The 25,603-nt window shown below is 72.9% G+C and carries 22 protein-coding genes, 1 rRNA gene and 2 pseudogenes; 16 read left to right on the forward strand and 9 right to left on the reverse strand.

Going from position 1 to position 25,603, the window contains the following annotated elements; all coding sequences use genetic code 11:
• Nucleotides 1–37: 37 nt before the first annotated feature.
• Complete coding sequence (locus AC060L_RS23875; protein ID WP_483800924.1) at nt 38–400, reverse strand: hypothetical protein; 363 nt, start codon at nt 398–400, stop codon at nt 38–40.
• Between the two features lie 238 nt (nt 401–638).
• Here AC060L_RS23875 and AC060L_RS23880 point away from each other — a divergent pair, with 238 nt between their 5' ends.
• The 3 genes and pseudogenes from AC060L_RS23880 to AC060L_RS23890 all read left to right on the forward strand — a co-directional run.
• Nucleotides 639–872, forward strand: coding sequence for an RNA polymerase subunit sigma-70 (locus AC060L_RS23880; protein WP_483800925.1), 234 nt, complete (start codon nt 639–641; stop codon nt 870–872).
• A gap of 2 nt (nt 873–874) precedes the next feature.
• A pseudogene (locus AC060L_RS23885) lies at nt 875–1,174 on the forward strand (Clp protease N-terminal domain-containing protein); the annotation flags it as partial.
• A gap of 87 nt (nt 1,175–1,261) precedes the next feature.
• Nucleotides 1,262–1,468, forward strand: a pseudogene (locus AC060L_RS23890) (Clp protease N-terminal domain-containing protein); the annotation flags it as partial.
• 18 nt (nt 1,469–1,486) lie between these two features.
• Here AC060L_RS23890 and AC060L_RS23895 read toward each other — a convergent pair.
• The 4 genes from AC060L_RS23895 to AC060L_RS23910 form a co-directional block, all read right to left on the reverse strand.
• Complete coding sequence (locus AC060L_RS23895; protein WP_483800926.1) at nt 1,487–1,849, reverse strand: peptidase inhibitor family I36 protein; 363 nt, start codon at nt 1,847–1,849, stop codon at nt 1,487–1,489.
• 203 nt (nt 1,850–2,052) lie between these two features.
• Entirely contained in the window at nt 2,053–3,387 is a 1,335-nt protein-coding gene (locus AC060L_RS23900; protein ID WP_483800927.1) for a coenzyme F420-0:L-glutamate ligase, read from the reverse strand.
• Nucleotides 3,384–4,343, reverse strand: coding sequence for a 2-phospho-L-lactate transferase (gene cofD, locus AC060L_RS23905; protein ID WP_483800928.1), 960 nt, complete (start codon nt 4,341–4,343; stop codon nt 3,384–3,386). Before cofD ends, AC060L_RS23900 begins: the two co-directional genes overlap by 4 nt.
• A 41-nt stretch (nt 4,344–4,384) precedes the next feature.
• Nucleotides 4,385–5,032: a cysteine dioxygenase gene (locus AC060L_RS23910; protein WP_483800929.1), complete on the reverse strand. Its 648-nt coding sequence runs from the start codon at nt 5,030–5,032 to the stop codon at nt 4,385–4,387.
• Nucleotides 5,033–5,792: 760 nt separating this feature from the next.
• Between AC060L_RS23910 and AC060L_RS23915 the strand changes: the two genes are divergently transcribed.
• The 3 genes from AC060L_RS23915 (at nt 5,793) to AC060L_RS23925 (ending at nt 11,932) form a co-directional block, all read left to right on the forward strand.
• The gene (locus AC060L_RS23915) at nt 5,793–6,062 is read left to right on the forward strand and encodes a WhiB family transcriptional regulator (protein WP_035848588.1); all 270 of its coding nucleotides are present in this window, start codon (nt 5,793–5,795) and stop codon (nt 6,060–6,062) included.
• 276 nt (nt 6,063–6,338) lie between these two features.
• Nucleotides 6,339–10,310, forward strand: a complete 3,972-nt coding sequence (locus tag AC060L_RS23920) for a glycosyltransferase family 2 protein (RefSeq protein WP_483800930.1) — start codon at nt 6,339–6,341, stop codon at nt 10,308–10,310.
• Entirely contained in the window at nt 10,307–11,932 is a 1,626-nt protein-coding gene (locus AC060L_RS23925) for a DUF5719 family protein (protein ID WP_483800931.1), read from the forward strand. Before AC060L_RS23920 ends, AC060L_RS23925 begins: the two co-directional genes overlap by 4 nt.
• A gap of 76 nt (nt 11,933–12,008) precedes the next feature.
• Here the strand turns inward: AC060L_RS23925 and AC060L_RS23930 are convergent, their stop codons facing one another.
• Nucleotides 12,009–12,497 carry a metallopeptidase family protein gene (locus AC060L_RS23930; RefSeq protein ID WP_483800932.1) on the reverse strand — a complete coding sequence of 163 codons (489 nt, stop codon included), beginning with the start codon at nt 12,495–12,497 and terminating at the stop codon, nt 12,009–12,011.
• A gap of 139 nt (nt 12,498–12,636) precedes the next feature.
• On the opposite strand from AC060L_RS23930, the gene AC060L_RS23935 reads away from it, so the two are divergent.
• The 7 genes from AC060L_RS23935 (at nt 12,637) to ahcY (ending at nt 20,232) form a co-directional block, all read left to right on the forward strand.
• Nucleotides 12,637–13,008 carry a DUF3499 domain-containing protein gene (locus AC060L_RS23935; protein WP_483800933.1) on the forward strand — a complete coding sequence of 124 codons (372 nt, stop codon included), beginning with the start codon at nt 12,637–12,639 and terminating at the stop codon, nt 13,006–13,008.
• Nucleotides 13,009–13,271: 263 nt separating this feature from the next.
• Entirely contained in the window at nt 13,272–14,660 is a 1,389-nt protein-coding gene (locus AC060L_RS23940; RefSeq protein WP_483800934.1) for a phosphomannomutase/phosphoglucomutase, read from the forward strand.
• A 65-nt stretch (nt 14,661–14,725) separates the two neighbouring features.
• Nucleotides 14,726–14,908, forward strand: coding sequence for a Trm112 family protein (locus AC060L_RS23945; RefSeq protein WP_483800935.1), 183 nt, complete (start codon nt 14,726–14,728; stop codon nt 14,906–14,908).
• Nucleotides 14,909–14,984: 76 nt separating this feature from the next.
• Nucleotides 14,985–16,196: an SIS domain-containing protein gene (locus tag AC060L_RS23950; protein WP_483800936.1), complete on the forward strand. Its 1,212-nt coding sequence runs from the start codon at nt 14,985–14,987 to the stop codon at nt 16,194–16,196.
• 74 nt (nt 16,197–16,270) lie between these two features.
• The gene (gene manA, locus AC060L_RS23955; RefSeq protein WP_483800937.1) at nt 16,271–17,476 is read left to right on the forward strand and encodes a mannose-6-phosphate isomerase, class I; all 1,206 of its coding nucleotides are present in this window, start codon (nt 16,271–16,273) and stop codon (nt 17,474–17,476) included.
• A 47-nt stretch (nt 17,477–17,523) separates the two neighbouring features.
• Nucleotides 17,524–18,495 carry a cation diffusion facilitator family transporter gene (locus AC060L_RS23960; protein ID WP_483800938.1) on the forward strand — a complete coding sequence of 324 codons (972 nt, stop codon included), beginning with the start codon at nt 17,524–17,526 and terminating at the stop codon, nt 18,493–18,495.
• 288 nt (nt 18,496–18,783) lie between these two features.
• Nucleotides 18,784–20,232, forward strand: coding sequence for an adenosylhomocysteinase (gene ahcY, locus AC060L_RS23965; RefSeq protein ID WP_483800939.1), 1,449 nt, complete (start codon nt 18,784–18,786; stop codon nt 20,230–20,232).
• Between the two features lie 65 nt (nt 20,233–20,297).
• On the opposite strand, the gene AC060L_RS23970 is transcribed toward ahcY, so the two are convergent.
• Together AC060L_RS23970 and AC060L_RS23975 are read right to left on the reverse strand one after the other, a co-directional pair.
• Nucleotides 20,298–21,365, reverse strand: a complete 1,068-nt coding sequence (locus AC060L_RS23970) for a hypothetical protein (RefSeq protein ID WP_483800940.1) — start codon at nt 21,363–21,365, stop codon at nt 20,298–20,300.
• A complete protein-coding gene (locus AC060L_RS23975; RefSeq protein ID WP_483800941.1) occupies nt 21,362–21,889 on the reverse strand; it encodes a SigE family RNA polymerase sigma factor in 528 nt (175 codons plus the stop codon). Before AC060L_RS23975 ends, AC060L_RS23970 begins: the two co-directional genes overlap by 4 nt.
• 100 nt (nt 21,890–21,989) lie before the next feature.
• On the opposite strand from AC060L_RS23975, the gene AC060L_RS23980 reads away from it, so the two are divergent.
• Nucleotides 21,990–22,619, forward strand: a complete 630-nt coding sequence (locus tag AC060L_RS23980; protein WP_483800942.1) for a hypothetical protein — start codon at nt 21,990–21,992, stop codon at nt 22,617–22,619.
• A 17-nt stretch (nt 22,620–22,636) separates the two neighbouring features.
• Here AC060L_RS23980 and AC060L_RS23985 read toward each other — a convergent pair whose 3' ends face one another.
• Nucleotides 22,637–23,563 (reverse strand): RDD family protein, encoded by a 927-nt coding sequence (locus AC060L_RS23985; RefSeq protein ID WP_483800943.1) that lies wholly within the window; start codon nt 23,561–23,563, stop codon nt 22,637–22,639.
• A 282-nt stretch (nt 23,564–23,845) separates the two neighbouring features.
• Between AC060L_RS23985 and AC060L_RS23990 the strand changes: the two genes are divergently transcribed.
• Both AC060L_RS23990 and AC060L_RS23995 read left to right on the forward strand, forming a co-directional pair.
• Nucleotides 23,846–24,850 (forward strand): stage II sporulation protein M, encoded by a 1,005-nt coding sequence (locus tag AC060L_RS23990; protein WP_483800944.1) that lies wholly within the window; start codon nt 23,846–23,848, stop codon nt 24,848–24,850.
• Between the two features lie 628 nt (nt 24,851–25,478).
• A 16S ribosomal RNA gene (locus tag AC060L_RS23995) occupies nt 25,479–25,603 on the forward strand; the annotation flags it as partial.

Raw genomic sequence — 25,603 nt, forward strand, 5'->3', positions numbered from 1 at the left:
GCCGTCAGCAGCAGCTCAGCAGGGACTCAGCAGGGACTCAGCAGGGAGTCACCTGGGCCGAGCTGTTCAGGTTGGCCTCGTTGACGAACGCCGCGGTGTTCCCGTAGTGGTCGCCGCCGGCCCCGGCACGCTCCAGCACCATGTCCCAGGGGCCGTCCGTCTCGGAGACGTAGCAGACGTCGGCGAGGTCGTCCCCAGGGTGCGCGGTGCCTACCGCGAAGGTGTCGTTGTGCGGCGCCGACCGGAGCACCGTGTCGGCCCGCACACTGGTGCCGAACCCGATGCCCCGGGTCACCGCACCGGCCCGCGGCGCCGGTGAACTCGCCTGCGCCGCCGGGATGGTGAGAACGGCGGTGGCCAGGCACACGGTGATGGCGGCAATCTTCAGGTAGCGCTTCATGAGGGGGACTCCCATGCCGGGGCTGATGTTGCGTGCACAAATCTATGGACCGTGCCGCCATTCGGCCGCCATCGCCCCGCACTCGTAAGGGTGAAGCCGATACTGCTTCAGTAGTGTTATCTGCCTTTGCCTGTAGGCGAGTTGGCGCACCTGGCGCAGGGGCCTCGGTGGCAACGAGGTCGCGAACCGCTGTCAACGATGGTTGACAGGCGCAGGCTGTCAACCTACATTGACAAGCATGAGTGAGACTAGGACGCTCGCGGATGCCGCGAGCAGCCGCGACCCCGCAGTGGGTCTGAAGGCCGTTCGCGCCCTGCATGATCTCGCCGACCGGCTGGAGGACCTTCAGGTGGGCAACGCCCGTGCGCTGGGCTGGACTTGGCAGATGATCGCCGACTGCCTCGGGGTGAGCCGACAGGCGGTCCACAAGAAGCATGGCGGTGGCCGGTTCGGCCGCGGAAAGGGAGTCTGACGATGTTCGAACGATTCACCGGACACGCCCGGCGTGTCGTGGTCCTCGCGCAGGAGGAGTCACGGATGCTCGGCCACCGCGACACCGGCACCGACCACCTCCTGCTCGGCCTGCTCGGGCTGCGCGAAGATGCGGTGGTCGCACTGCTGGCCGCCGACGGGCTCGACCTGCACGGCATGCGCACGGCCGTTCAGCGGATGCGCCACCTGCCCGCGCCCGAACTGGACGCCGCGGCCCTGGACACGATCGGAATCGATCTGGACGCCGTCCGCGAGAAGGTGGAGGCCGCGTTCGGGGTGGGTGCACTCAGCGGCGCGGCGAGTGCCGCCGACCGACGCCGCCTCGGCGGCAGGCGGGGAGTGTGGGGCCACATCCCGTTCACCGACGACGCCAAGAAGGCGCTGGAGTTCTCGCTCCGGGAGTCCCTCGCCCTCAAGCAGCGCCACATCGCGGCCGGTCACCTGCTTCTCGGCCTGCTCCGCGCCGAGGACACGCCCGCCGTCCGCCTGATCCGCGACCACGGCGTGGATCCGGCCGCCCTGCGTGACCGCGTCCGGGCCGCGCTGGCGGCCCAGGCGCGCCCGGCCGCCGGCTGAGGCCGGCGGTTCCCGCGCTCAGCAGGCCCCCGGGCCGACGCCGTCGATCCGGCCGCCGAAGTCGCCGAGGTACTGCGAGCGCCAGTCGCCACTGAAGACGTTGCGCTTCTCGACCGGCTGCCAGTTGATGAAGCAGGCCCTGGTGTTCGCCACGAACGAGCCGACGTGGTCGTGCAGGTTCGGCGGCATGTCCCGGTAGCCGGCGCCGCTGGTCCACTCCCAGGTGTCGCCGGAGAAGCCCTCCTCGCTCCAGAAGCAGATCGAACCGCCGTTGCACGGCGGCGGGTTGTCGGCCGGGCGGGCGACCGCGGGCGTGCTCGGTAGGACGAGTGCGGTCAGCGAGAGGGCCGCTGCGATGGACCAGGTGCGAAGCTTCATCATGACGGGGCTCCTTCACGGCTGCTCCGGACGGATCCGGGGGCAGGGGACAGGGGCGGCATCGACGAACGCCGAGCTCCCGACCATGGTCGTCAGTGTGCGCACAGACGCGCCAGGCCGGGTGACGCCATGTCACCCGGCCCAGCTAATAAGTCGTTCAAGATGCGTTGACGAACGATCCGTCCGAGAGCCGGCCCGCCAGCAGCTCAGCGCACCGCGACGAACGCCTCGACGTCCCGCTCCGGCCGGTCCCGCGGCGGCTCGACCTGGCGGCCGACCGCCACCGCGCCCATCGGGTCCCAGCCCTCGGGCAGCGCGAGCACCTCGCGCACCACGTCCCGGCAGAACATCGTGGACGACACCCACGCCGTCCCGTACCCCTCGCCCGCGAGCGTGACGAGCAGGTTCTGCACCGCGGCGCCCATCGCCACCGTGAACATCTCCCGCTCGGCGCCCGCCCGCCGCGCGTCCGGGTAGCTGTGCGAGCCCTCGGTCACCAGGCAGGGGATCACCAGGTACGGCGCCTTGCGCAGCACGTCGCCGCGGGCCGTCCGGCGGGCGATCCTGGCCTCGTCCCAGCCGTCCAGCTCGCGCAGGTCGCGCTGCCAGGCGCCGAGCATCGCGTCCAGCAGCCCGGTGCGCGCCTGCTCGGACTCCAGCAGCACGAAGCGCCACGGCGTGGTGTGGTGCGGCGCCGGCGCGGTGACGGCGGCCGCGACCGCGCGCCGCACGGCGTCCGGGTGCACCGGCTCGTCGCTGAACTCGCGCACGGTCCGGCGCATCGTCACCGCCGCGCGCACCGCCTCCGAGGTGCCGAGCCGGAACATGTCGTCCTCGAGCGGCCGGATCACCGGGCGGATCCCGGCGCCGTCGCCTGCCGTGACGAGCGCCGGCAGGCCGCGGACGATCGCCACCGGTGTCCCGGTGGCCTTGCCCTTGACCAGGTCGCCGGCCGCGGCCAGCTCGTCGGCCAGGCAGCGGACGGTGACGGCGAGTTCGTTGCCGTGGCTGTCCACCCGGCCGCGGTGGTCCTCCAGCACGTCGAGGCCGGCCGCGCCGATCGCGACATCGGTCAGGCCGTTGCGCCAGGGGCGGCCGAAGGTGTCGGTGAGGAGCACGGCGACCTGGCGGCCGGTCAGCTCGTGGATCCGGGCCCGGATCGCGCGGGCCGAGGCGTCGGGGTCGAGCGGCAGCAGCAGGACGGTGCCGGGCGGGGTGTTCGACGCGTCGACGCCCGCCGCCGCCATCACCAGGCCCTGGCGGTTCTCCACGATCCGGGTGCGCCCGCGCCGGGCGACCACCCGCACCGCCTCCGCGTCTATCGCCGCCTCGCGGTCCTCGGCGTGGACCAGCCGGCCCTCGGCCTTGCTGACGATCTTCGAGGTGACCAGCAGGATGTCGCCGGAGCGCAGTTCGACGGCCTTGGCGATCAGCGCGCCGAGGTCGGCGTCCGGCTCGATCTCGGGCAGCCCGAGCACCGGCAGCACCTCCAGCGCGGCCGGCTCCGGCTCCTCGAACGCAGGGGTCGTGCTCGGCGTCATGCCCGGACCTCCGCCGCCAGTTCCAGCGCCGTGCGCGCCATCGCGGCCGTCGCCGCCGGGTCGCTCATCAGCAGCGGAACGGCCCGGCAGCTGATCCCGGCGGCCTCGACCGCCGCGACCGAGGCCGCGTCCGCCTCGTCGACCAGCCAGCCGTCCAGCAGCGAGGCGCCGTAGTGCAGCGCGACCGCGGCGGCCGAGGCCTCGACGCCGACCGCCGCGAGCACCTTGTCCGCCATGCCGCGCACCGGCGCGCCGCCGATGATCGGCGACAGGCCGACGACCGGCGCCGGCGCGGCCGCGACCGCCGCCCGGATCCCCGGCACGGCGAGGATGGTGCCGATGCTCACGACCGGGTTGGACGGCGGGAAGAGGATCACGTCCGCCGCGGCGATCGCCTCCAGCACGCCGGGCGCCGGCTTCGCGGTCTCCGCGCCGATCGGGATGATCGCCTCGGCGGTGACGGCTGCGTGCAGTCGCACCCAGTACTCCTGGAAGTGCACCGCCCGGCTGCCCGCCTCGTCGGTGATCCGGACGTGCGTCTCCACCCGGTCGTCGCTCATCGGCAGCAGCCGCACGCCCGGCTGCCACCGGTCGCACAGCGCCTCGGTGACCGCGCTCAGCGGATAGCCGGCGCCGAGCATCTGGGTGCGCACGATGTGGGTGGCGAAGTCCTTGTCGCCGAGCCCGAACCAGGACGGCCCGACGCCGTACGCGGCGAGCTCCTCCTTGACCGCGAAGCTCTCCTCGGCCCGGCCCCAGCCCTGCTCCTCGTGGATGCCCCCGCCGAGGGTGTACATCACGGTGTCCAGGTCGGGGCAGACCTTCAGCCCGAAGAGGTGGATGTCGTCGCCGGTGTTGCCGATGACGGTGATCTCGTCGTCGGGCGCGACCACGTCCTTCAGTCCGCGCAGGAAGCGCGCGCCCCCGATCCCGCCTGCCAGTGCCACGATACGCATGCGCTCATCCTGCCAGGCCGGGCGCTATGCGCAGGCGCGATTCAGGACCCCTGGCCGTGCTCGAACTCGTGCTCCCGCTCCGGCACGGCCGTGCCGTACTGGTTCATCTCGGTCAGGCCGGGGGAGTAGAGGTGGATGCTGACGGCCGGCTCCAGCGCGCCGTTCACCACCTCGTGCAGGTAGCCGGAGGAGAAGACGCGCTGTCCGCCGGGGCGCAGCGTCCGGGTGCCCTCGCCCGCGTGCGTGAGCGAGCGCTCCACCAGCTCGCCCTGAACCACCGTCATGACACCGGACGACTCGCCGTGGTCGTGGAACCCGCTGCTCTGGCCGGGCAGCCAGCTGAGCAGCCAGACCTCGTAACCGGGGCCGGTCTCCAGCCGGGAGTACCAGCGGGTGAGCGCGTCGTAGCGGACCAGCGGCTCCCAGCGGGCGCGGTCGGCGGCGATCTCGCGGACCAGCTGCGCGTAGCCGGCCACCGTGCTCGGGTGGCGGGGCAGGTCGGTGCGGGCCAGGTGCGGGAAGGCCAGCGGGTCACCGGCGATGCTGAGGTCGCTCAGGCCGTCGGCCCACAGCCGGCCCGGCTCCTGCTGAGCGGGCAGAACGGGCTGCGCGATGGTGATCTGCTGGGTGCGCGTCGCGAGCTTGTTGCGGTCGCGGTTGCGCTTGCGGGGACGGAGTCGGTTGCGCATCGGGGATCCTCGGCGGCTGGTCGGCTGTCAGGGGCGGTGATCAGCCGGATCCGCGAGAGGTGGGTCAGACGCGCGGGCGGCCTCGGTGGTCCTGGGAGGCGCGCCGAGGTCGAGAGAGTTCGACGAGTTTGAGAAGGCCGGCGCGCCTAGCGACAACAGGAGCAGCGACGGCAACACAGAGCGCTCGCGGCACGCCGGAGCAGCACGTGGCGGCTCTGCGGGGCGAAGGACGACTCTGACATGCCTTACAGGAGACCGGATCGCGGGGCGGATTGTCAAACAGCCCTATCGGACATACGGGTGAGATAAGGGGCGAAGCGCCAGATCAGGTGATAAGTCAGCCTCTAGGTTTCAATGACCGGATAGCCGGGAAGGCAGGCCGTTGACCAGGTTGATCCCCTGTCAGAGCGCCGCGCCGGCGGCCGCATCCGTACCGGGTCGGCTGCCGTGCTCCCGGGCACTCTGGCCCGGAAGCGGGTCGGTGGCAACCGGATCGGCACGGCTTACGTCTCCTCTGCACGGGGGTGTCGCCGGGTCCGGACCGGGGCTCGTGGGCTGCGAGCTGCGGAAAGTCCGTTCTGTCCGGATATGTACACTATTTGTAGTGGCTTGGTTCCGGGGAGTGAATTAGCGACCCAATACCAGAGCTCGGCTTGACTGAGCCAGAGTGACGCACATGTAATTTCAGTCGTGTCGTACAGCCGAACCAGGTGGCGGCACCACGCACGGGGACGCCAAGAGGGGCAGAGGAGGCGCGCCAATGAGCGAGCTCTTTGAGCTGTTGATCGGTGAGGACATCGAGGAAGAAGAGGAACTCGGCTGGCAGGAGCGCGCTCTGTGCGCGCAGACCGACCCGGAGTCGTTCTTCCCCGAGAAGGGCGGGTCCACCCGCGAGGCCAAGAAGGTCTGCCTGGCCTGCGAGGTGCGATCCGAATGCCTTGAGTACGCCCTCGCCAACGACGAGCGTTTCGGAATCTGGGGAGGACTCTCCGAGCGCGAGCGCCGACGGCTCAAGAAGAGCGCGGTCTGACCGAGTCGGTCCGGGCCGGTCCGGGTTCTGCATTTCTCTTTGCAGAATCTCTGCAGTTTTCACCGTAGTTGTGCAAGCGCCTCGCCCGAGACGGCGGGGCGCTTCTGCTTTTCCGTGCGGGCTCCCGCCCGTTGCCCACCGCAGGTCGGTGTGCCGGGGTGCGCAGCAGTTCACCGGCACCGGCCCAGCACCCGACCGGGTGGAAACCGCACTCAGCTGAAGCCGTTAGTGTGGTGCGCCACCTGCCGTCCACCGGAACCGGGGCCCGCGCACTCGATGACTGCCTACAGCCACCCGAACGGCTTCCCAGACCAGCCGTCGTCCGGCCTGCCATCGCCCGCGGGTCCGCCGCGCGGCGGCCGGTTCGGCGGGGAGTCCCGGCCGCCCGCGTACCCGCGCCACCTGGTCACCGCGGTCGTCGTCTCGCACGACGGCGCCCGCTGGCTGCCGCAGGCGCTGGCCGGCCTGCTCGGCCAGGACCGTCAGGTGCAGCGGATCCTCGCGGTGGACACCGGCAGCACCGACACCTCCCCGCAGCTGCTGAGCGACACGCTCGGCGACTGGCTGCCGGAGAGCGGCCCGATCGTGCTCGGCCGCCGGGCCGGCTTCGGCACCGCCGTCGCCGAGGCCGTCTTCAACAGCCCGCCGCTGCGCCCCGAGGACCTCCCGTACAGCCTCGACCCGTCCGGCTACGACCCGGTCACGGGCGGCTGGGACGACTTCGGCGACCCGCTCGCCTCCGAGGACGACCTCAACTCCGGCGGCCCGCGCGAGACCCGGCCGGTCGAGTGGCTCTGGCTGCTGCACGACGACTGCGAACCGCAGACCGACGCGCTGCGCCGACTCCTCCAGGTCGCCGACAGCACGCCGTCCGCCGCCGTGATCGGCCCGAAGCTGCGCAGCTGGTACGACCGCCGCCAGCTCCTCGAAGTCGGCGTCACCATCGCCCGCTCGGGCCGGCGCTGGACCGGCCTGGACCGCCGCGAGCAGGACCAGGGTCAGCACGACCAGGTCCGCCCGGTGCTGGCCGTCTCCAGCGCGGGCATGCTGGTGCGCCGCGACGTCTTCGAACAGCTCGGCGGCTTCGACAAGGCGCTGCCGCTGATGCGCGACGACACCGACTTCTGCTGGCGGGTCAACGCGGCCGGCCACCGGGTCGTGATCGCCCCCGACGCGGTGCTGCGGCACGCCGAGGCCGCCAGCCGCGAGCGCCGCCAGATCGACTGCGGCGCCGCCCACCCGCACCGGGTGGACAAGGCCGGCGCGGTCTACACGCTGCTCGCCAACTCCCGCGGGGTGGTCCTCCCGTACGTCCTGCTGCGGCTGGTGCTCGGCACGCTGCTGCGGGTGCTGGCCAACCTGGTCGGCAAGGACCCGCGGCAGGCCTTCGACGAGATCGCCGGCCTCAACCACGAGCTGATCCGGCTGCCCCGGCTGCTGGCCGCCCGCAAGCAGCGGGCCCGCACCCGCTCCTACGACGCGCTCGACGACCGCGCGCTCTTCCCGCCGCCCGGCGCCACCGCCCGGCTCGCGATCGAGGGCGTGGTCGGCTCGCTGGGCATCGGCGGCGCCGACGACAACTCGATCGGCCGGCACGGCTCGGCCGAGTCCAGCGGCGGCGACGAGGACAACGAGGTCCTCGAGGTCGAGCAGTTCGCGCTGATCAAGAAGCTGTCCCGGCGTCCGGCGCCGGTGCTCTTCGCCGCGCTGCTGGTCTTCGCGCTGATCGCGGGCCGCAACCTGCTCGGCAGCGGCTCGCTGCTCGGCGGTGCGCTGCTGCCCCCCGCTGACGGCGCGTCGGGCCTGTGGGACATGTACGCCGGCAGCTGGCACCCGGTCGGCACCGGCTCCACCGCGACCGCCCCGCCGTACCTCGCGGTGCTCTCGATCCTGTCCTGGATGCTCTTCGACCACGCCGACCTCGCGGTCACGCTGCTGCTGTTGCTCTGCGTCCCGCTCTCCGCGGTCAGTGCATACCTGGTCTCCCGTCCGCTGCTCGGCTCCAAGCTGGTCCGTGCCTGGGCCAGCGCCGGTTACGCGCTGCTGCCCGCCGCGACCGGCGCGATCGCCCAGGGCCGGATCGGCACCGCGGTGCTCGCCGTGCTGCTGCCGCCGCTGGCCCGGGCCGCCGCCGTCTCGGCCGGCCTCGGCATCCGCACCGAGACCGCCGCCCGGGGCGCCCGCCCCGGCTGGCGGTCCACCTGGATGACCGTCCTGCTGCTCACGCTCTGCACCGCCTTCGTGCCGCTGACCTGGGCGATCGCCGTGCCGCTGTCGCTCGCCGCGCTCGCCGCGGCGGTGCTGCGCGGTGGCGCCTACGGTCGCGGACTCGAAGCGCTGCGGCTGCTCGGCCCGCGCATCGCGGTGATCCTCGGCCTGCCGGTGCTGGTGCTCGCGCCCTGGTCCGTCGAGGTGCTCAGCCACCCGTCCCGGCTGCTGCTGGAGGCCGGGCTGCCCGGCTTCAACGGCCACCGGGCCGGCGCCGCCGGCCTGCTGATGCTCAACCCGGGTGGCTCCGGCGTGCCGCCGGTCTGGCTCTCGGCGGGCGTGGTGCTCGCCGCGCTGGCCGCCCTGCTGCGCGCCGACCGCCGCCGCGCGGTGCTCGCCGCCTGGGGCGCGGCCGCCGCCGGCCTGGTCTTCGCGGTCGTGGTGGCAGGTACCAGCGTGACCCCGGCCGACGGCGGCCCGCCGGTCGCCGCCTGGGCGGGCCCGGCCACGCTGCTGGCCGGCATCGCGCTGCTCGCCGCGGCCGCGATCGGCGCGGACGGCGCGAACGCCCGAGTCGCCGGCATCGCGTTCGGCTGGCGCCAGCCGGTCGCCGCGCTGGTGCTCGCCGGCGCCGTGCTCGCACCGCTGGGCACCGCGTTCTGGTGGGCGGTCAGCGGCGCGGACGGTCCGGTGCGGCGCAGCTCGGCCGGCCAGCTGCCGGCCTTCATCGCCGCCGAGGCCGCCACCAGCGACCGCTCCCGCACGCTGGTGCTGACCGGCGACTCCGGGGCCAACTCGGTGCGCTTCGCGCTGGTCCGCGGCTCCGGTCTGACGCTCGGCCAGGCCGAGGGCACCGTGAGCACCGGCGGCACCACCAGCGGCCCGCTGACCGCCCTGGTCGGCAGCCTGCTGGCCGGCTCCGGCGCCGACCAGGCGAGCGCCCTGGCCCGTTACGGCGTCTCGTACCTGATGGTCGAGGACCCGCTGATCGGCAAGGTCGAGGACGTCCTGGACACCACCCCCGGCCTGGTCAAGCTGAGCCAGGACAGCGGCACCGCGCTCTGGCAGGTGAACGGCGTGCCGACCTCGCGGGTGCAGATCACCGCGCCGAACACGCCGCCGGTGCCCGTCCCGTCCGGCGTCGAGTCGGCCAAGGCGAACATCCCGGCCGGTCCGGCCGGCCGGGTGCTGCGGCTGGCCGAGCAGGCCGACCCGGGCTGGCGGGCCACGCTGAACGGCACCGCGCTCAAGCCGGTCACGCTGGACGGCTGGGCGCAGGGCTTCCAGCTGCCGGCCGGCGGCGGCACCCTCTCGGTCACCCGGTCGGGCGCTCTGGTGCACACCGGCTGGGTCTGGCTCCAGCTGCTGATCGGCCTGACCGTGCTGGTGCTCGCACTGCCCGGTCGGCGCAGCACCAAGGACGACGACCTGCCCGACGAGGTGCTGGCCGCCGCCGCACTGGCCGCCCAGGCGCAGGCCGCGGCCCCCGCGCCCGGCAGCCGCCGGGCCCGCCGGATGGCCGAGCGCGGTGAGGGCGAGGAGGACGGCGCCGAGCCGGACCCGGGCGTCTACGGCGCGCCGGACTTCCCGCAGCAGGCCGCCGCCGAGCCGTTCCCGGCCGAGCCGGCCGGTTTCGCCGACCCGTACGGCCGCCAGGAGTACCAGCAGGACTACCAGCCGGCCGACCAGTACGGCTACGACCCGTACGCCGCCCAGCAGCCGTACGAGGCGTACGCGCCGCAGCCCCAGTACGCGGGGGAGCAGCCGTACCAGGGCGAGCAGTACGCCGAGCAGCCGTACCAGGGCGACCAGTTCCAGGGCGAGGAGTACGGCGCCGAGCCGTACGCCGGCCAGGAGTTCCAGCCGACCGACCCGTACGGCAGTCCCTACGCGTCGCCGCCGCCACCGCCGCCGCAGGGCCAGCCGTACGGCTACGGCTACCCGGACGAGCAGCAGGGCTGGCAGCCCGGCCAGCCGCACCCGTACGAGCCCGAGGACCCGTCCTACCGTCCGCACCACGACGGAGCTGACCCGCGATGAAGCTTCCCGCCCTCTCGGCCGACCGCCCGGCCGGCGGCAGCCGCACCGGCCTCTCGCTGCTGGCCTGCGCCGCCGTGCTCGGGCTGGTCTTCGGCGTCGCCGAGCTGCGCCCGCCGGCGAACCCGGCCGGCCCGCCGCCCGCGCCGGCGGCCAACGCCCAGGTCGAGCGCACCGCCGTGGTCTGCCCGCAGCCGATGCAGGGGCTGACCGGCAACACCCAGATCACCGCGCTCACCCCCGGCACCGGGGGACCGGCCGCCGGCGGCAGCGCGACCGTCCAGGACGTGCTGCAGGCCGCGACGCCTGCGCCCGCCGCACCGGGCTCGTCGCCGTCCGGATCGCCGTCCGGGTCGGCTTCCGCGTCGGCACCGGCCTCGGCGCCCGCTCCGGCCCCGAGCCAGAGCCCGGCCGCGAACGCCCGCCTCTCGCTGGCCAAGCCCGGCGTGCCGGTCAGCGTCCCGGCCGCCGACGGCGAGAACGCACCGGGCACGCTCGCGGTCGCCACCGGCGGCTACGCCCCCGGTTTCACCGTCACCCAGGTCACCACCGTCACCGACCCGCACGGCCAGGGCATGTCCGGAGTGACCTGCACGCCGGCCGGGACCAGCTTCTGGTTCGCCGGTGCCAGCACGGCCGCCAACCGGGACGACTACGTCAGCCTGACCAACGTCGAGTCCACCGCCGCCGTGGTGGACCTGCGGCTGTACGGCCCGCAGGGTCCGATCGAGAGCGACGCCGCGACCGGCATCACGGTGCCGCCGAACAGCTCCCTCTCGGTGCTGCTCTCCACCCTGGCCACGGACCAGCTGACCGACCTCGCCGTCCAGGTGAGCGCGCGCAGCGGCCGGGTCGGCGCCTACCTGCACGCCTCCGACGGCTCGGCCGGCTCCGACTGGATCCCGGCCTCGCTGCCGCCGGCGCCGACCGCGGTGCTGCCCGGCATGCCCGGCGACCTCTCCGGTGCCCGGCTGATCGTCGCGGCGCCGGGCAGCGACGACGACGCCGACCTCAAGATCCAGCTCTCCGGCCCGAACGGCTGGTTCACCCCGGCCGGCTTCGAGACCATCCACGTCAAGGCGGGCATGGTCAACGCGGTCGACCTCGGCGGCAAGATCACCCGCGGTCAGGTCTCCGCGCTGCGGCTGACCCCGAGCGACCCGCAGCACCCCACCCCGATCGTGGCCACCCTGCGGATCGACCGCTCGAACGCCGGCAAGTCGGACTCGACCTGGCTGACCGGCAGCGCGCCGGTCGGCAAGCGGGCGACCGTCGCCGACACCCGGGCCGGCGGCCCGTCCTCGGTGATCCTCACCGCGACCGACGCCGCCGCCACGGTCCACCTGACCGCCTCGGCCGGCACCGGCGGCGGCACGCCGGCCACCAAGGACGTGCAGATCGCGGCCGGTGCCACGGTCACCCTGCCGGCACCCGAGCCGGGCGGCGCGAACGGGTCCTACGGCCTGACCGTGGAGACCGTCTCAGGCGGCCCGGTGGTGGCGGCCCGGGAGCTCGCGGTGAACAGCAAGGACGTCCCGATGTTCACCATCCAGGCGCTGGTCGACGACCACAGCTTCGTGAAGGTGCCGCACGCCGATCAGGACCCCGGTGTGCTGGTCCACTGACCGGCGCGTCCGGCCGTCCGTCGGATGCCTGCCCGCCGTCAGGCCGCCGGCTGAGCCCCGCTCAGCCGGCGCGCCGTCACTCCTCGTCGTAGCGAGGGTCGATGGCGTCCGGCGAGAGCCCGAGCAGTTCGGCGACCTGCTCGATCAGCACCTCGTGCACCAGCGCCGCCCGGTCCTCGCGCGCCTTGGCGCGGATCTCCACCGGCCGGCGGTAGATCACGATCATGCTCTTGCGGCCCTGCCGAGCCGGCAGCACCCGGCCCAGCGGCACCCCGCCGCCGGGCGCCGGCTCGGGCTCGCCGGGCTCGGGCTCCGGCACCTCGTCGACCGCGAACTCGACGTCGATCAGCTGTGGCCAGCGCCGTTCCAGGCGCTCCACCGACTCGCGGACGTAGTCCTCGAAGAGCTCGGAGCGGCTCAGCGAGATCGGGATCTGCGGCGGCGCGAGCGGGCCGCGCAGGCCGCGTCCGTGCCGGTCGCGGCGCCGGGCACCGCGCGGCGGCCCTGCGGGCGGCTGCGCGCCGGACGGCTGCGGGGCGGGCGGTGGCGGTGCGGAGCTGTCCATATCAGTGACGAGCCTAGTCCTTGGAGGCCAGGAAGTGGACCACGCGAACACCAATCCGAGGGCGCTCGGACGCGACACGAACCGCCTCACCGGACCACCTCTTAGCCAGTCGGCCCCCGGTGCGGTACCGTCCACCCTCGTGAGCCCTGTACGTCGTTGTTCGCGGACCGCGTGCGGCCGACCGGCCGTGGCGACGCTGACGTACGTGTACGCCGACTCCACGGCGGTACTGGGCCCGCTCGCCACCTACGCCGAGCCGCACTGCTACGACCTGTGCGCCGAGCACGCCGAGCGGCTGACCGCGCCGCGCGGCTGGGAGGTGGTCCGGCTCGCGACCGACGTCGGCCCGCTGCGCCGCAGCAGCGACGACCTGGAGGCGCTGGCCAACGCGGTGCGCGAGGCCGCCCGTCCGCAGGAGCGCGGACCCCGCCCGGTCAGACCCGGCGACGGCGATCCGAGCGAGGCCGGCCGACGCGGCCACCTCCGCGTGCTCCGCTCACCGGACAACTGACGCAGCACGGCAACTGACGCAGCAGGGCAACTGACCCAGCACGGCAGCTGACGCAGCACAGCCACCGACGCGGCGCAGCGCTGCTGAGCGTCCACCAGGTGACCGGCCGACAGCTCGGCGTTCCCTCCCGGCAACCCGCACCCGGTACGCTGCTCCCCTGCCCAGGCGTGCACCCGTACGGATTCCGCGCCCGAGGCGACGTACAGTGACCGTGACCGAGGGCTGACCGGCCCGTTCAGTACACAGACCAGGGTGGAGCCGCAGTGCGCGACCTCAAGCAGCTCGTGAAGGCGTACGACGTCCGAGGCGTCGTCCCGGACCAGTGGGACGAGAACCTGTCCCGCGCCTTCGGTGCGGCGTTCGTGCAGGTCACCGGCGCGACCGCGATCGTGGTCGGCCACGACATGCGCCCCTCCTCGCCGAGCCTGAGCCGGGCCTTCGCCGAGGGCGCGGCCGCCCGTGGCGCCGACGTCACCGAGATCGGCCTCTGCTCCACCGACCAGCTGTACTACGCGAGCGGCAAGCTGGACCTGCCCGGCGCGATGTTCACCGCGAGCCACAACCCGGCGCAGTACAACGGCATCAAGCTCTGCCGCAAGGGCGCGGCGCCGGTCGGCGAGAACACCGGCCTGGCCGAGATCCGCGAGCTGGTCCAGAGCTGGATCAACGAGGACGACACCGTCACGATCCCGGCCGTCGAGGACGTGAAGACCGGCGTGCTGACCCAGCAGGACACCCTGCGCGGTTACGCCGACCACCTGCTCGGCCTGGTCGACCTGACGCAGATCCGCCCGCTCAAGGTCGCGGTGGACGCGGGCAACGGCATGGGCGGCCACACCGTCCCGACCGTCTTCGCCGGCCTGCCGCTGGACGTCGTCCCGATGTACTTCGAGCTCGATGGCACCTTCCCGAACCACGAGGCCAACCCGCTCGACCCGAAGAACCTGGTCGACCTGCAGGCCAAGGTCAAGGAGGTCGGCGCCGACATCGGCCTGGCCTTCGACGGCGACGCCGACCGCTGCTTCGTCATCGACGAGCGCGGCGAGCCGGTCTCCCCGTCCGCGATCACCGCCCTGGTCGCCGTGCGCGAGCTGGCCCGCGCCCGCGCCGCCGGCGAGGAGAACGCGACGATCATCCACAACCTGATCACCTCGTGGACCGTGCCCGAGGTCGTCGCCGAGCACGGCGGCAAGGCCGTCCGCACCCGGGTCGGCCACTCCTTCATCAAGCAGGAGATGGCCGAGACCGACGCGATCTTCGGTGGCGAGCACTCGGCTCACTACTACTTCCGCGACTTCTGGCGTGCCGACACCGGCATGCTGGCCGCGCTGCACGTGCTCGCCGCGCTCGGTGGCCAGGAGCGCACGCTCTCCGCGCTGACCGAGGAGTACGACCGCTACGCCGCCTCCGGCGAGATCAACAGCGAGGTCGCCGACCAGGCCGGCAAGGCCGCCGAGGTCCGCGCCGCCTACGGCTCGCTCGAGGGCGTCAAGGTCGACGAGCTCGACGGCCTGACCATCGCCGGCGACGACTGGTGGTTCAACCTGCGCGCCTCCAACACCGAGCCGCTGCTGCGCCTGAACGTCGAGGCCCGCGACCCGCAGAAGATGGCCGAGCTGCGCGACGCGGTGCTCGCGATCGTCCGCGGCTGAGACAGGCCCTCGCGCCCGTTCCTCGTTGGGACGCGCCCCGCCCGACCCACACGGAGCACCCAGTCATGACGCTCGAACCCTTCCTGCTGGAGATCCTGGTCTGCCCGCAGTGCCGCGCCGCACTCAAGGAGACCGGCACCGCCGACCAGCCCGAGCTGAGCTGCACCGGTGACGGCTGCAGCCTGGTCTACCCGGTCCGCGACGGCATCCCGGTGCTGCTCGTCGACGAGGCCCGCCGCCCCGCCTGACCCCGCGCCAGTCCAACCTGCGCCAGTCCGCCTGGCGATCCCGGCTCCCCTGGCGCGCCCCTGGAGGCCCAGCCGCATGCTCGATGACAGCCTGCTCGACGATCCGGCCGCCCTCCAGCGCGCCGACCGGGACCACGCGCTGCTCGCGCTCGCCGGCGCCGGCGCCCGGGTGCGCACCGCGCTGCGGCTGGCCGACGCGGCCGGCCTGGCCGCGCTGCGTCCCGACGGCCGCCCGCGCGGCATCCTGGTGGCCGGCCACGGCAGCGCGCTGACCGCCGGCACGGCGCTCGCCGCGCTGGCCGGCAACGGCACGCTGATCCAGCAGCTGGCCCCGGCCGAGGTGAAGCTCAGCGACCCGTTCAGCGACGGCTTCGGCTGGCAGCTGCCCGGCTGGGTGGGCCCGCTGGACCTGGTCGTGCTGGCCTCCGCCGAGGGCACCGAGCCGGGCCTGATCACGCTCGCCGAGCAGGCCTACGCGCGCGGGTGCGCGCTCGCGGTGATCGCGCCCGAGGGCCGTCCGCTGGCCGAGGCCGCACTCCAGGTGCGCGCGCTGCCGCTGCCGTACGTCCCGGCGGCCGTCGAGGAGCCGACCGGCCCGGCCGCCGAGCCCGATCTGCCCGCCGAGGACCCCGGCGCGTTCTGGGCCTTCCTCACGCCGCTGCTCGCACTGGCCGCCCGGATCGACGTGCTGACGCTCACCGGCGCCGAGCTGGAGGCCACCGCCGACCTGCTGGACGAGCTGGCGGTCCGCCACCGCCCGGACGCCGCCGCCTACCTGAACCCCGCCAAGGGCCTGGCCGCGCAGCTCGACGAGACCGTGCCGGTGCTCTGGAGCGAGGGCCCGGTCGCCGCGGTCGCCGCCGAGCGGCTGGCCGCGATGCTCGCCGACCGGGCCGGCTGCCCCGCCGTCACCGGCCGGCTGCCGCACGCGCTCGCCGTCCAGCACGGCCTGCTCACCGGCCGGCTCGGCGCGGGCGCCGACCCCGACGACTTCTTCCGCGACCGGGTGGACGAGCCCGAGGCGCTGAACCTCCAGGTGCTGCTGCTGCGGCACACCCCGCAGGAGCCCGTGCGGGGCGCCGAGCCGGTCCCGCCGGAGGCCTCGCCGGAGCCCGCGCCCGGCACCCCGAGCGTGCGCCGGGCGCACCGGCTGACCGAGGCGCGCGAGGTCCGGCTGACCGAGCTGGCCGGCACCCGCCCCGAGCCGCTGGCGGCGCTCGCCGAGCTGGTCGTGCTCGGCGACTTCGCGGCCGTCTACCTGGGGCTGGCAGCCGGAGCAGGGCGCTGAGCCCGCGTCGGCTAGGGTCGGAAGCCTCGCACAACGTCACGTTCACCAGCTGAAACAAGGAGCAGGCCCGCGTCATGGACCGCCTCGCCAACACCGTCCGCCCCTACGCCTGGGGCTCGACCACCGCGATCCCGGCCCTGCTCGGCGAGCAGCCCTCGGGCGAGCCGCAGGCCGAGCTCTGGCTCGGCGCCCACCCCGGCGCGCCGTCCCGGCTGGACCGCGGCACCGGCCCGCAGCCGCTCCACCAGGTGATCGCCGCCGACCCGGCCGCCGAGCTGGGCGCCGAGGCCGTCGCGCACTTCGGCCCGACGCTGCCGTTCCTGCTCAAGGTGCTGGCCGCCGGGATCCCGCTCTCCGTCCAGGTGCACCCGAGCCGCCCGCAGGCCGAGGCCGGCTTCGCCGCCGAGGAGGCCGCCGGGATCCCGATCGAGGCCGGCCACCGCAACTACAAGGACGCCAACCACAAGCCCGAACTGATCTGCGCGCTGGACGAGTTCGACGGCCTGTGCGGCTTCCGCGACCCGCTGGCCACGGCCGACCTGATGGAGCAGCTGGCCGTCCCCGGCCTGGCGCCGCTGATCGACCTGCTGCGCACCAAGCCCGCCGAGCAGGCGCTGCGCGAGACGCTGGCCACCGTGCTGACCACCGACCCGACCGTGGTCGAGGGCACCGTCAAGGAGCTTGCCGCGGCGCTGGACCGGCTGCTCGCCGAGCAGCCCGACTCGCCGCTGGCGCCCGCCTGGGCCGGTTACGCGTACGCCGCCGAGATCTACCCCGGCGACGCCGGCGTGCTCTCCGCGCTGCTGCTCAACTACGTCCGCCTGCAGCCCGGTGAGGCGCTCTACCTGGGCGCGGGCATCCCGCACGCCTACCTGCGCGGCACCGGCGTGGAGATCATGGCGAACTCCGACAACGTGCTGCGCTGCGGGCTGACCCCGAAGCACATCGACGTGCCCGAGCTGCTGAAGGTCGTCATCTTCGAGGCCGGTGACCCGGACGTCATGCGCCCGGTCGCGGGCGAGGGCGGCGAGGAGCTGTTCCCGGTCCCGATCGACGAGTTCCGGCTCTCCCGCTACACGCTCACCGGTGCCGAGCAGCGCCGGATCGACGGCCGCACCGCGCAGATCCTGCTCTGCACCGAGGGCGCGGTCACGCTGACCGACGCCGCCGGCGAGTCGCTGGAGCTGGCGAAGGGTCAGTCCGCCTACCTCGCGGCCACCGGCACCGAGACGGCGCTGACCGGCCAGGGCGTGCTGTTCCGCGCCACCGTCACGCTGTAGGACACGCTGCAGGGCCAAGCACGTCACGTAGTGATGAGGAGCAACTGGTGAGCGCAGAAGGCGGCACGAAGGCGCTGATCGCGGCGCTGAGCGCCAACCTGGCGATCGCGGTCAGCAAGTTCACCGCCTTCGCGTTCACCGGCTCCTCCTCGATGCTCGCCGAGGGCGTCCACTCGGTGGCCGACTCCGGCAACCAGGTGCTGCTGCTGATCGGCGGCAAGCGCGCGGCGCGGGACGCCGACCAGGAGCACCCGTTCGGTTACGGGCGCGAGCGGTACGTCTACGGGTTCCTGGTCGCGGTCGTGCTCTTCAGCGTCGGCGGGCTGTTCGCCGTCTACGAGGGCATCGACAAGATCCGCCACCCGCACGAGCTGCACGGCTGGTACTGGGCGGTCGGCGTGCTGGTCTTCGCGATCGGGATGGAGGGCTGGTCGTTCCTGACCGCGTTCCGGGAGGCGAGCAAGGCCAAGGGCGCGATCGGCTGGGCGGCGTACATCCGCCGGGCCAAGGCCCCCGAGCTGCCGGTCGTGCTGCTGGAGGACACCGGCGCGCTGATCGGCCTGGTGCTCGCGCTGGTCGGCGTCGGCCTGACCGTGCTCACCGGCGACGGCGTCTGGGACGGCCTCTCGACGCTCGGCATCGGCCTGCTGCTCGTGGTGATCGCGGTGGTGCTGGCGACGGAGACCAAGTCGCTGCTGATCGGCGAGTCCGCCGAGCCGGGCACGGTGCACCGGATCCGCACCGCACTGCTGGACAGCCGCGCGGTCACCGAGGTGATCCACCTGCGCACGCTGCACGTCGGGCCGGAGGAACTGCTGGTCGCCGCGAAGATCGGGGTGCGCGCGGAGTCCACCGTCGAGCAGCTGGTCGAGGAGATCGATCGGGCCGAGGAACGGGTGCGCAGCGCCGTCCCGATCGCGCGCGCGATCTACCTGGAACCGGACATCTGGTCGGCGGCGAAGGCCGCGGCCGGGCCCGACCCCGAGGCGACCCCCGGCGGTCCGGCCCGCCCGCACTGACCGCCACTGTGACGCCGGTCCGGCCACCCCGGCAGCCAGGCCGGCGGCGGCGCTGCGCCACGGCCGGATTGCGCCTATGGACCCCGTCGCCGTGCGTGCTCGGTGTAGATTCGACCCCAGTGCCAAACGTCGCTGCTGATGGCGGTCGATCCGGTTCCACCGGGTCGAGGGAGAGAGGTCCTCCGACGGATTGTGCCGCGCAGCAGAGCGCCGTCACCCCGACGCAGCCGCTCTGCCGTCAAGCACACCCGTACGCCAAGGCCACCCACGCAGCGAGGAGCATCCCGCATGTCGTCGAACACCACTGGTGACTTCAAGGTCGCCGACCTCTCCCTGGCCCCGTTCGGCCGCAAGGAGATCCAGCTGGCCGAGCACGAGATGCCCGGCCTGATGTCCATCCGCAAGGAGTTCGCGGCCTCGCAGCCGCTGGCCGGCGCGCGGATCACCGGCTCGCTGCACATGACCGTGCAGACCGCCGTGCTGATCGAGACCCTGACGGCGCTGGGCGCCGAGGTCCGCTGGTGCTCCTGCAACATCTTCTCGACCCAGGACCACGCGGCCGCCGCGATCGCGGTCGGTCCCGAGGGCACCCCGGAGAACCCGGCCGGCGTCCCGGTCTTCGCCTGGAAGGGCGAGACGCTGGAGGACTACTGGTGGTGCACCGAGCAGGCGCTGACCTGGCCGAACGGCCAGACCCCGAACATGATCCTGGACGACGGCGGTGACGCGACGCTGCTCATCCACAAGGGCGTCGAGTTCGAGAAGGCCGGCGCCGCGCCAGACCCGTCCACCGCGGACAACGACGAGTTCCGGATCATCCTGGAGCTGCTCAACCGCACCCTGTCCGAGTCCCCGGCCAAGTGGACCGAGGTCGCCGCCACGATCAAGGGCGTCACCGAGGAGACCACCACCGGCGTGCACCGCCTGTACGAGATGCACCGCGACGGCAAGCTGCTGTTCCCGGCCATCAACGTCAACGACTCGGTCACCAAGTCGAAGTTCGACAACAAGTACGGCTGCCGCCACTCGCTGATCGACGGCATCAACCGCGCCACCGACGTGCTGATCGGCGGCAAGGTCGCGGTCGTCTGCGGCTACGGCGACGTCGGCAAGGGCTGCGCGGAGTCGCTGCGCGGCCAGGGCGCCCGCGTCATCGTCACCGAGATCGACCCGATCTGCGCACTGCAGGCGGCGATGGACGGCTACCAGGTCACCACCCTGGACGAGGTCGTCGAGATCGGCGACATCTTCATCACCACCACCGGCAACAAGGACATCATCCTGGCCTCCCACATGGAGCGGATGAAGCACCAGGCCATCGTCGGCAACATCGGCCACTTCGACAACGAGCTCGACATGGCCGGCCTGGCCAAGCTGCCGGGCGTCGTGAAGACCGAGGTCAAGCCGCAGGTCCACGAGTGGCGCAAGGCCGACGGCCGCACCATCATCGTGCTCTCCGAGGGCCGCCTGATGAACCTGGGCAACGCGACCGGCCACCCGTCGTTCGTGATGTCCAACTCCTTCGCGAACCAGACGATCGCGCAGATCGAGCTGTTCACGAAGACCGAGCAGTACCCGATCGGCGTCTACGTGCTCCCCAAGCACCTGGACGAGAAGGTCGCCCGCCTCCACCTGGACGCCCTCGGCGTCAAGCTGACCCAGCTGACCCAGGAGCAGGCCGACTACATCGGCGTCCCGGTCGAGGGCCCGTACAAGGCGGACCAGTACCGCTACTGATGCCTGCGCATCCGAACGCATGACGCGAGTGCCCGGGGCCGCTGCCGGCCCCGGGCACTCGCGTTTCACTTGCCGATGACGTGGGTGGTCCAGTTCCGCTCGTCCATGCCGAGCAGCGTGAAGTGGTCGAGGAGCGCCTTGGCGCCGGCGGCATCGAGCGAGCCCGTCCGGGGCGTCACCGGCGCGCAGGCTTTCAGTCCTTTGCCGGTCACGCAGACCATCTGTGGCATCGGCCCCGCATACCCGTTCGTCGGAGGTGCAGGCGCCGTCACATCGGCGGACACGGTGACACTGACGTTCTTCCGCTGGGCGGTCGTGTAGACGATCCGGGCCAACCAGGGGACGTTGGAGCCGTTGTGCCGTTCGAAGGTGGCGAATTCGACCTTGAAGTCCGACGGCAGGCCGTTGGCCCGGTAGGGCAACGGGACCGGCGTCTCCCGTACCGTCACTCCGGCGGCGATCCGGGGTAGCTCGGTGCGGAGCCGAGCCATCGCCGCCGCCGTGGGGTCGACCAGCGTCTGGTTGTTGCTGGCGAACATCTCCACCCACCGCCCGTCCGCGGCTTGCCAGCGAAGTGTGCGCTCGCCGCCCTGGTTCTCCGCCGTATCGGGATGCGACGTCAGCCAGTAGGCGGGACGGCCGTTCACCGGCGAGGTGTCCAACCGGTACTGCGGCTGCCCTGCCGCCCAACTCCCGATCGGCGGTGTCACCCCCGCGCCGAAGACCGACAGATCGATCACGGCACCGCCGATCGGGAAACGGACGGCGGACGACTCCTGCACGGCCCGTGTGTAGTCCGGCGGCCCGCCGGCCGGTCCGGTCGTCGAGTAGCTGACGACGAGATCGAGATCGCTGGGCAGCCAGCCGAACTCCGCGTGCGCGACCACCGGATCGCTGCCGGTTGCTCCTGCCGCGGTCCGCGTCGCGTTCCCGGCCGGGAACACCGCCGCCAGGCCCCCCGCCCCCGCCCCCACCGCCATCGCCAGCACCGCGCCCAGCACGCCGAGCCGCCGCCGGCGCAGCCGTCCCCGGCCGGCCCTGGCGGCCTCGATCGCGCTCACCCGGCTCGGCGGGGCGTCGGACTCAGCCAGCACCGCCAGCCGCGAACTCAGCTGCTCCATCTCGTCGGTCATGACGGGCTCCCCTGGGTCGAGACGAGCAGGCTGTCGGCCATCACCTGACGCAGCGAGCTGATGCCGCGTGAGCTCTGGCTCTTGACGTTTCCGGTGGAGCAGCCGAGCGCGTCGGCGGTCTGCTCGACCGAGAGGTCGCAGTAGTACCGGAGCACCAGCGTGGCGCGCTGGCGCGGCGGCAGCGTGGCCATCGCCTGCCGCAGATCCATCGCCGCGTCGAGGTCCAGCAGCGCCGAGGCGACGTCGACCGGCGGCTCGGCGGCGGGTCGCCGCGCCGTCCACCGCCCCCACGGCGAGCGTTGCTCGGCCAGGAAGGTGTTCATCAGCACCCGGCGCGCATAGCCGTCGACGTTCTCGACCTTTCCGGCCCGCGACCAGTTGACGTACAGCTTGGTGATCGTCTCCTGGACCAGGTCGTCGGCCCGGTGCCAGTCGGCGCAGAGCAGGTAGGCGACCTTGCGCAGCCAGCCGCTCCGGGTGGTGACGAACTCCGTGAAGGCGGCGTCGCGTGATTGCCTCGCCATCCGCCGGTCCCCCTCTCCTCGGGTGCTCCGCGCACCGTTCACCCCCCTAATGCGGGCCGTCCGCGAAAGGTTGCCTGCCGGCCGCCGTAGGCTTCCGACCATGCCCAATGGCCGTTACTCCCGCCACGACCCGCACGACCGCACCCCGCTCGGTGAGGAGCGGTTCAGCTGCGCGCCCGGGCCGGCCGGCTGGCGGTACGTCTCCAAGTCCTACGGCACCGACGGCTCGCCGCTCGGCACGCTCGACCTCACCCTCGACTCGCGCGCCCGGCCGCTGCGGATGGAGCTGCGGGCCGGCGGCTGGCAGGTGCGCGGCGGTGCGGTGGACGGCGTGGCGTGGGTGCGCACCGACCCGGCCGACCCGACCGGGGGCGCGGCGAGCGAGGGCCACGACCGCGCGCACGGCTTCGCCGGGGACTCGCCGGCGTTCCTGATCGCCACCGCACGCCTGCTGCGCCTCGCCGAGGGAGCGAGCGCGCGGGTCCGGCTGGTCGCCTTCACGGGGACGGCGCTGGCGCCGCGCACCTTCGACCAGGGCTGGCGGCTGGAGGCGATCGAGGAGCACCCGGCCGAGACCGGCCCGCTGCTGGTCGAGCGCTACCAGGTGGCGGATCTGGAGACGGGGGAGCAGCACACCGTGCACCTCGCGGGGGACGTGCTGCTCGCGGCGCCGGGGATCGAGCTGGAGGAGCTGGAGTCGCCGCCGAACCCCTGGCCGACCTTCGACTGACCGGTCGGCGACAGGCCCTAGCCGGGCAGGGCGAACCCGCCGCCGGACGGCGGCTCGGCAGGCGGCGGCCCCTGCGGCGCCGGGGACGCCACCGGCGGCGCGGCGGGCCAGTTCCCCGGAGCGACTGGTGCGGCTGGCGCGGGCCACTGCTGCCCACCGGCAGCGTGCGCTGCGGTCTGCGCGGCGCCCTGCACCCGCAGCCACTCCCGCCGCTGTCGCTCGGTCAGCACCGCGCCCAGGTACATCGCCGGGTGCAGCCCCGGCGGCACCGGCCAGCGGGTCCGCTCGGCCACGTCGCCCGCCAGCTGCCATGCCATCCGCAGCGCCACGGATCCCTCCAACTGCCCAGCCCGCGTCAGCAGTTGCCGAATCGCGAGCCAGAGCCCGTCGGGCACCGCGGAGAGGTCGAGCCGGACCAGTTCGGTGCCCAGTGCCTGCAGCACGTGCGGCGGCGGAGTGGGCGGCTGCCCGGTGCCGCGCGCCGCCGGCACCCGCTCCCGCACGACCAGCGTCCCGGCGAAGATGTCGCCGAGGCGGCGTCCGTCGGTCGAGGCCAGCGAGCTGATCGCGGCCGGTGCCCCGGCCAGCATGATGATCTCGAAGAAGCCGACCAGGCCGCGCACCAGCGCGTGCCGGAAACTCACCGGGCCGCCGTCCACCCGCACCACCCGCAGGCCGAGCGCGAGCTTGCCGAGCGACTTGCCCCGGGTCAGCGTCTCCACCAGCACCGGGACGGCGACCAGGAAGAAGACCATCAGCACGATCACCAGCGCGGCCGCGGCGGCGCCGTCGATACTCGGCTGGAAGGCCATCAGCAGTAGCGCGGTGACGAAGAACGCCCCGAACTGCGCCAGCAGGTCCAGCATCACGGCCAGCGCCCTGCTCGGCAGCTTCGCCGCCCGCAGGCCGAGGACCACCGCCTCGCCGGTCACCAGGTCGCTCACCGCACCCCGCCCATTCCGTCCACCCATCGCGTCCGCCCCGCCCGGAGCGGCCATCCGGGCCCCGGCTCTTCGGTGGCCAACATACGGGCCCGCCTGGGAGGCCGGAAGGTCCGCACCCCCACTCCACCGATCACATCACCGATCACGTCACCGAGCGCACCACCGATCCGGCAGCACCCGGGCCGCTGCGCCGAACCATCCGGGCCGCAGCCGTCCCGGCCGGCTCTGGCAAGCTGTCCCCTGCCCGATCCAGCTCCCCGACTCCCTCTGGAGTGAGCCGCCATGGACCTCGACGTCTTCGTCGCCGCCCACCAGGCGGAGTGGACGCGCCTGGAGACCCTCAGCAAGCGGCGCCGACTCAGCGGGGAGGAGGCGGACGAGCTCGTCACGCTCTACCAGCGGGTCACCGCCCACCTGGCCCGGGCGCAGGCGACCGCGCCGGACCCCGCGCTGGTCGGACGGCTGACGGCACTGGTGGCCAGGGCCCGCAACGCGGTCACCGGGAGCCGGGCGCCCGGCTGGCGTGACGTCGGCCGCTACTTCGCGGTGGGCTTCCCCGCCGCGCTGTACCGCTCGCGCCGTTGGTGGATACCGATCGCGGTGGTGTCCCTGCTGGCCTCCGCGCTGATCGCCTGGTGGGTCGCCAGCCATCCCGAAGTCCGCGACAGCCTGGCCACCCCGGCCGAGCTGCGCGAGATGACCCGGCCCGGCGGCGCCTACCAGGCGTACTACTCGGACCGGCCCGCCAGCTCCTTCGCGGCCCAGGTCTGGACGAACAACGCCTGGATCGCCGCTCAGTGCCTGGTCTTCGGCGTCTTCCTCGGCCTGCCGGTGCTCTGGGTGCTCTTCGGCAACGTGATGAACCTCGGGATCGGGATCGGCCTGATGGCCTCCGCCGGCCGGCTCGACCTCTTCCTCGGCCTGCTGCTCCCGCACGGCCTGCTCGAACTCACCGCGGTCTTCGTCGCCGCCGGCCTCGGCCTGCGCCTGGGCTGGACGGTGATCGACCCCGGTCCGCGCACCCGCACGGTCGCGCTGGCCGAACAGGGCCGGGCCACCATCGGCATGGCGATGGGCCTGGCCGCGGTGCTCTTCGTCAGCGGCCTGCTGGAAGCGTTCGTCACCCCCTCCGGTCTGCCCACCTGGGCCAGGGTCGGCATCGGCGTCACCGCCGAGACGCTCTTCCTGCTCTACGCCCTGGTGCTCGGCCGCCGCGCGGCCCGCGCCGGCGAGACCGGCGACGTCGAGGCCGACGCCCGCCCCGACCTCAGCCCGGTCGCCGCCTGACCGTCCGACCGCCTGCCTGACCGCCAGATGGCGGGCAGCGGGCCGGGAGATGGCGAGCAGACCCCCGCTGAGCTGGTAGTCTTCTTCTCACGCCGCCAGAACCGTTGACACGGAACTGGTCGGCTAGTAGATTTGAACGGTTGGCACGGACTGGACAACAGGACCGGCCGAGTGTAGGGTCTACTACACGGCAAGCCGAGGTATGAAGCATCCGTTCGGATGTGGGCCCGGCAAGCGAAATCCGGAAACAAAACCTCCGAAAGCCTTTGATAGGCTTCGCTGGCAAGTCGAAGGAAAACCTCAGCGGTAAATCGGATGAGAAATCCACCGGGTAAACGGTGGGAATCGGATCTGGTAAGCTGAGAACACGAACGAAACGCCCGGAGAGACTACGAAGGTAGTGTTCAAAGGTAGCGTCCGTTCCTTGAGAACGCAACAGCGTGCCAAAAGTCAACGCCAGATATGTTGACATCCCCGGCCTCGATCACTGATCGGGGTTGGAGATTCCTTTTAGTAGTAAAAACACTAGCGAGGACGCAGTGCACGGGGTCGGCCTATTCCGCTGATCGTCGTGCCGCTCAACGCGGGTGCGAGCTCGGGCTTTTAATTAAGCACTGACGAGCAGACATTCACGGAGAGTTTGATCCTGGCTCAGGACGAACGCTGGCGGCGTGCTTAACACATGCAAGTCGAACGGTGAAGCCCTTCGGGGTGGATCAGTGGCGAACGGGTGAGTAACACGTGGGCAATCTG

This window comes from Kitasatospora sp. NEAU-69, from assembly GCF_057158765.1.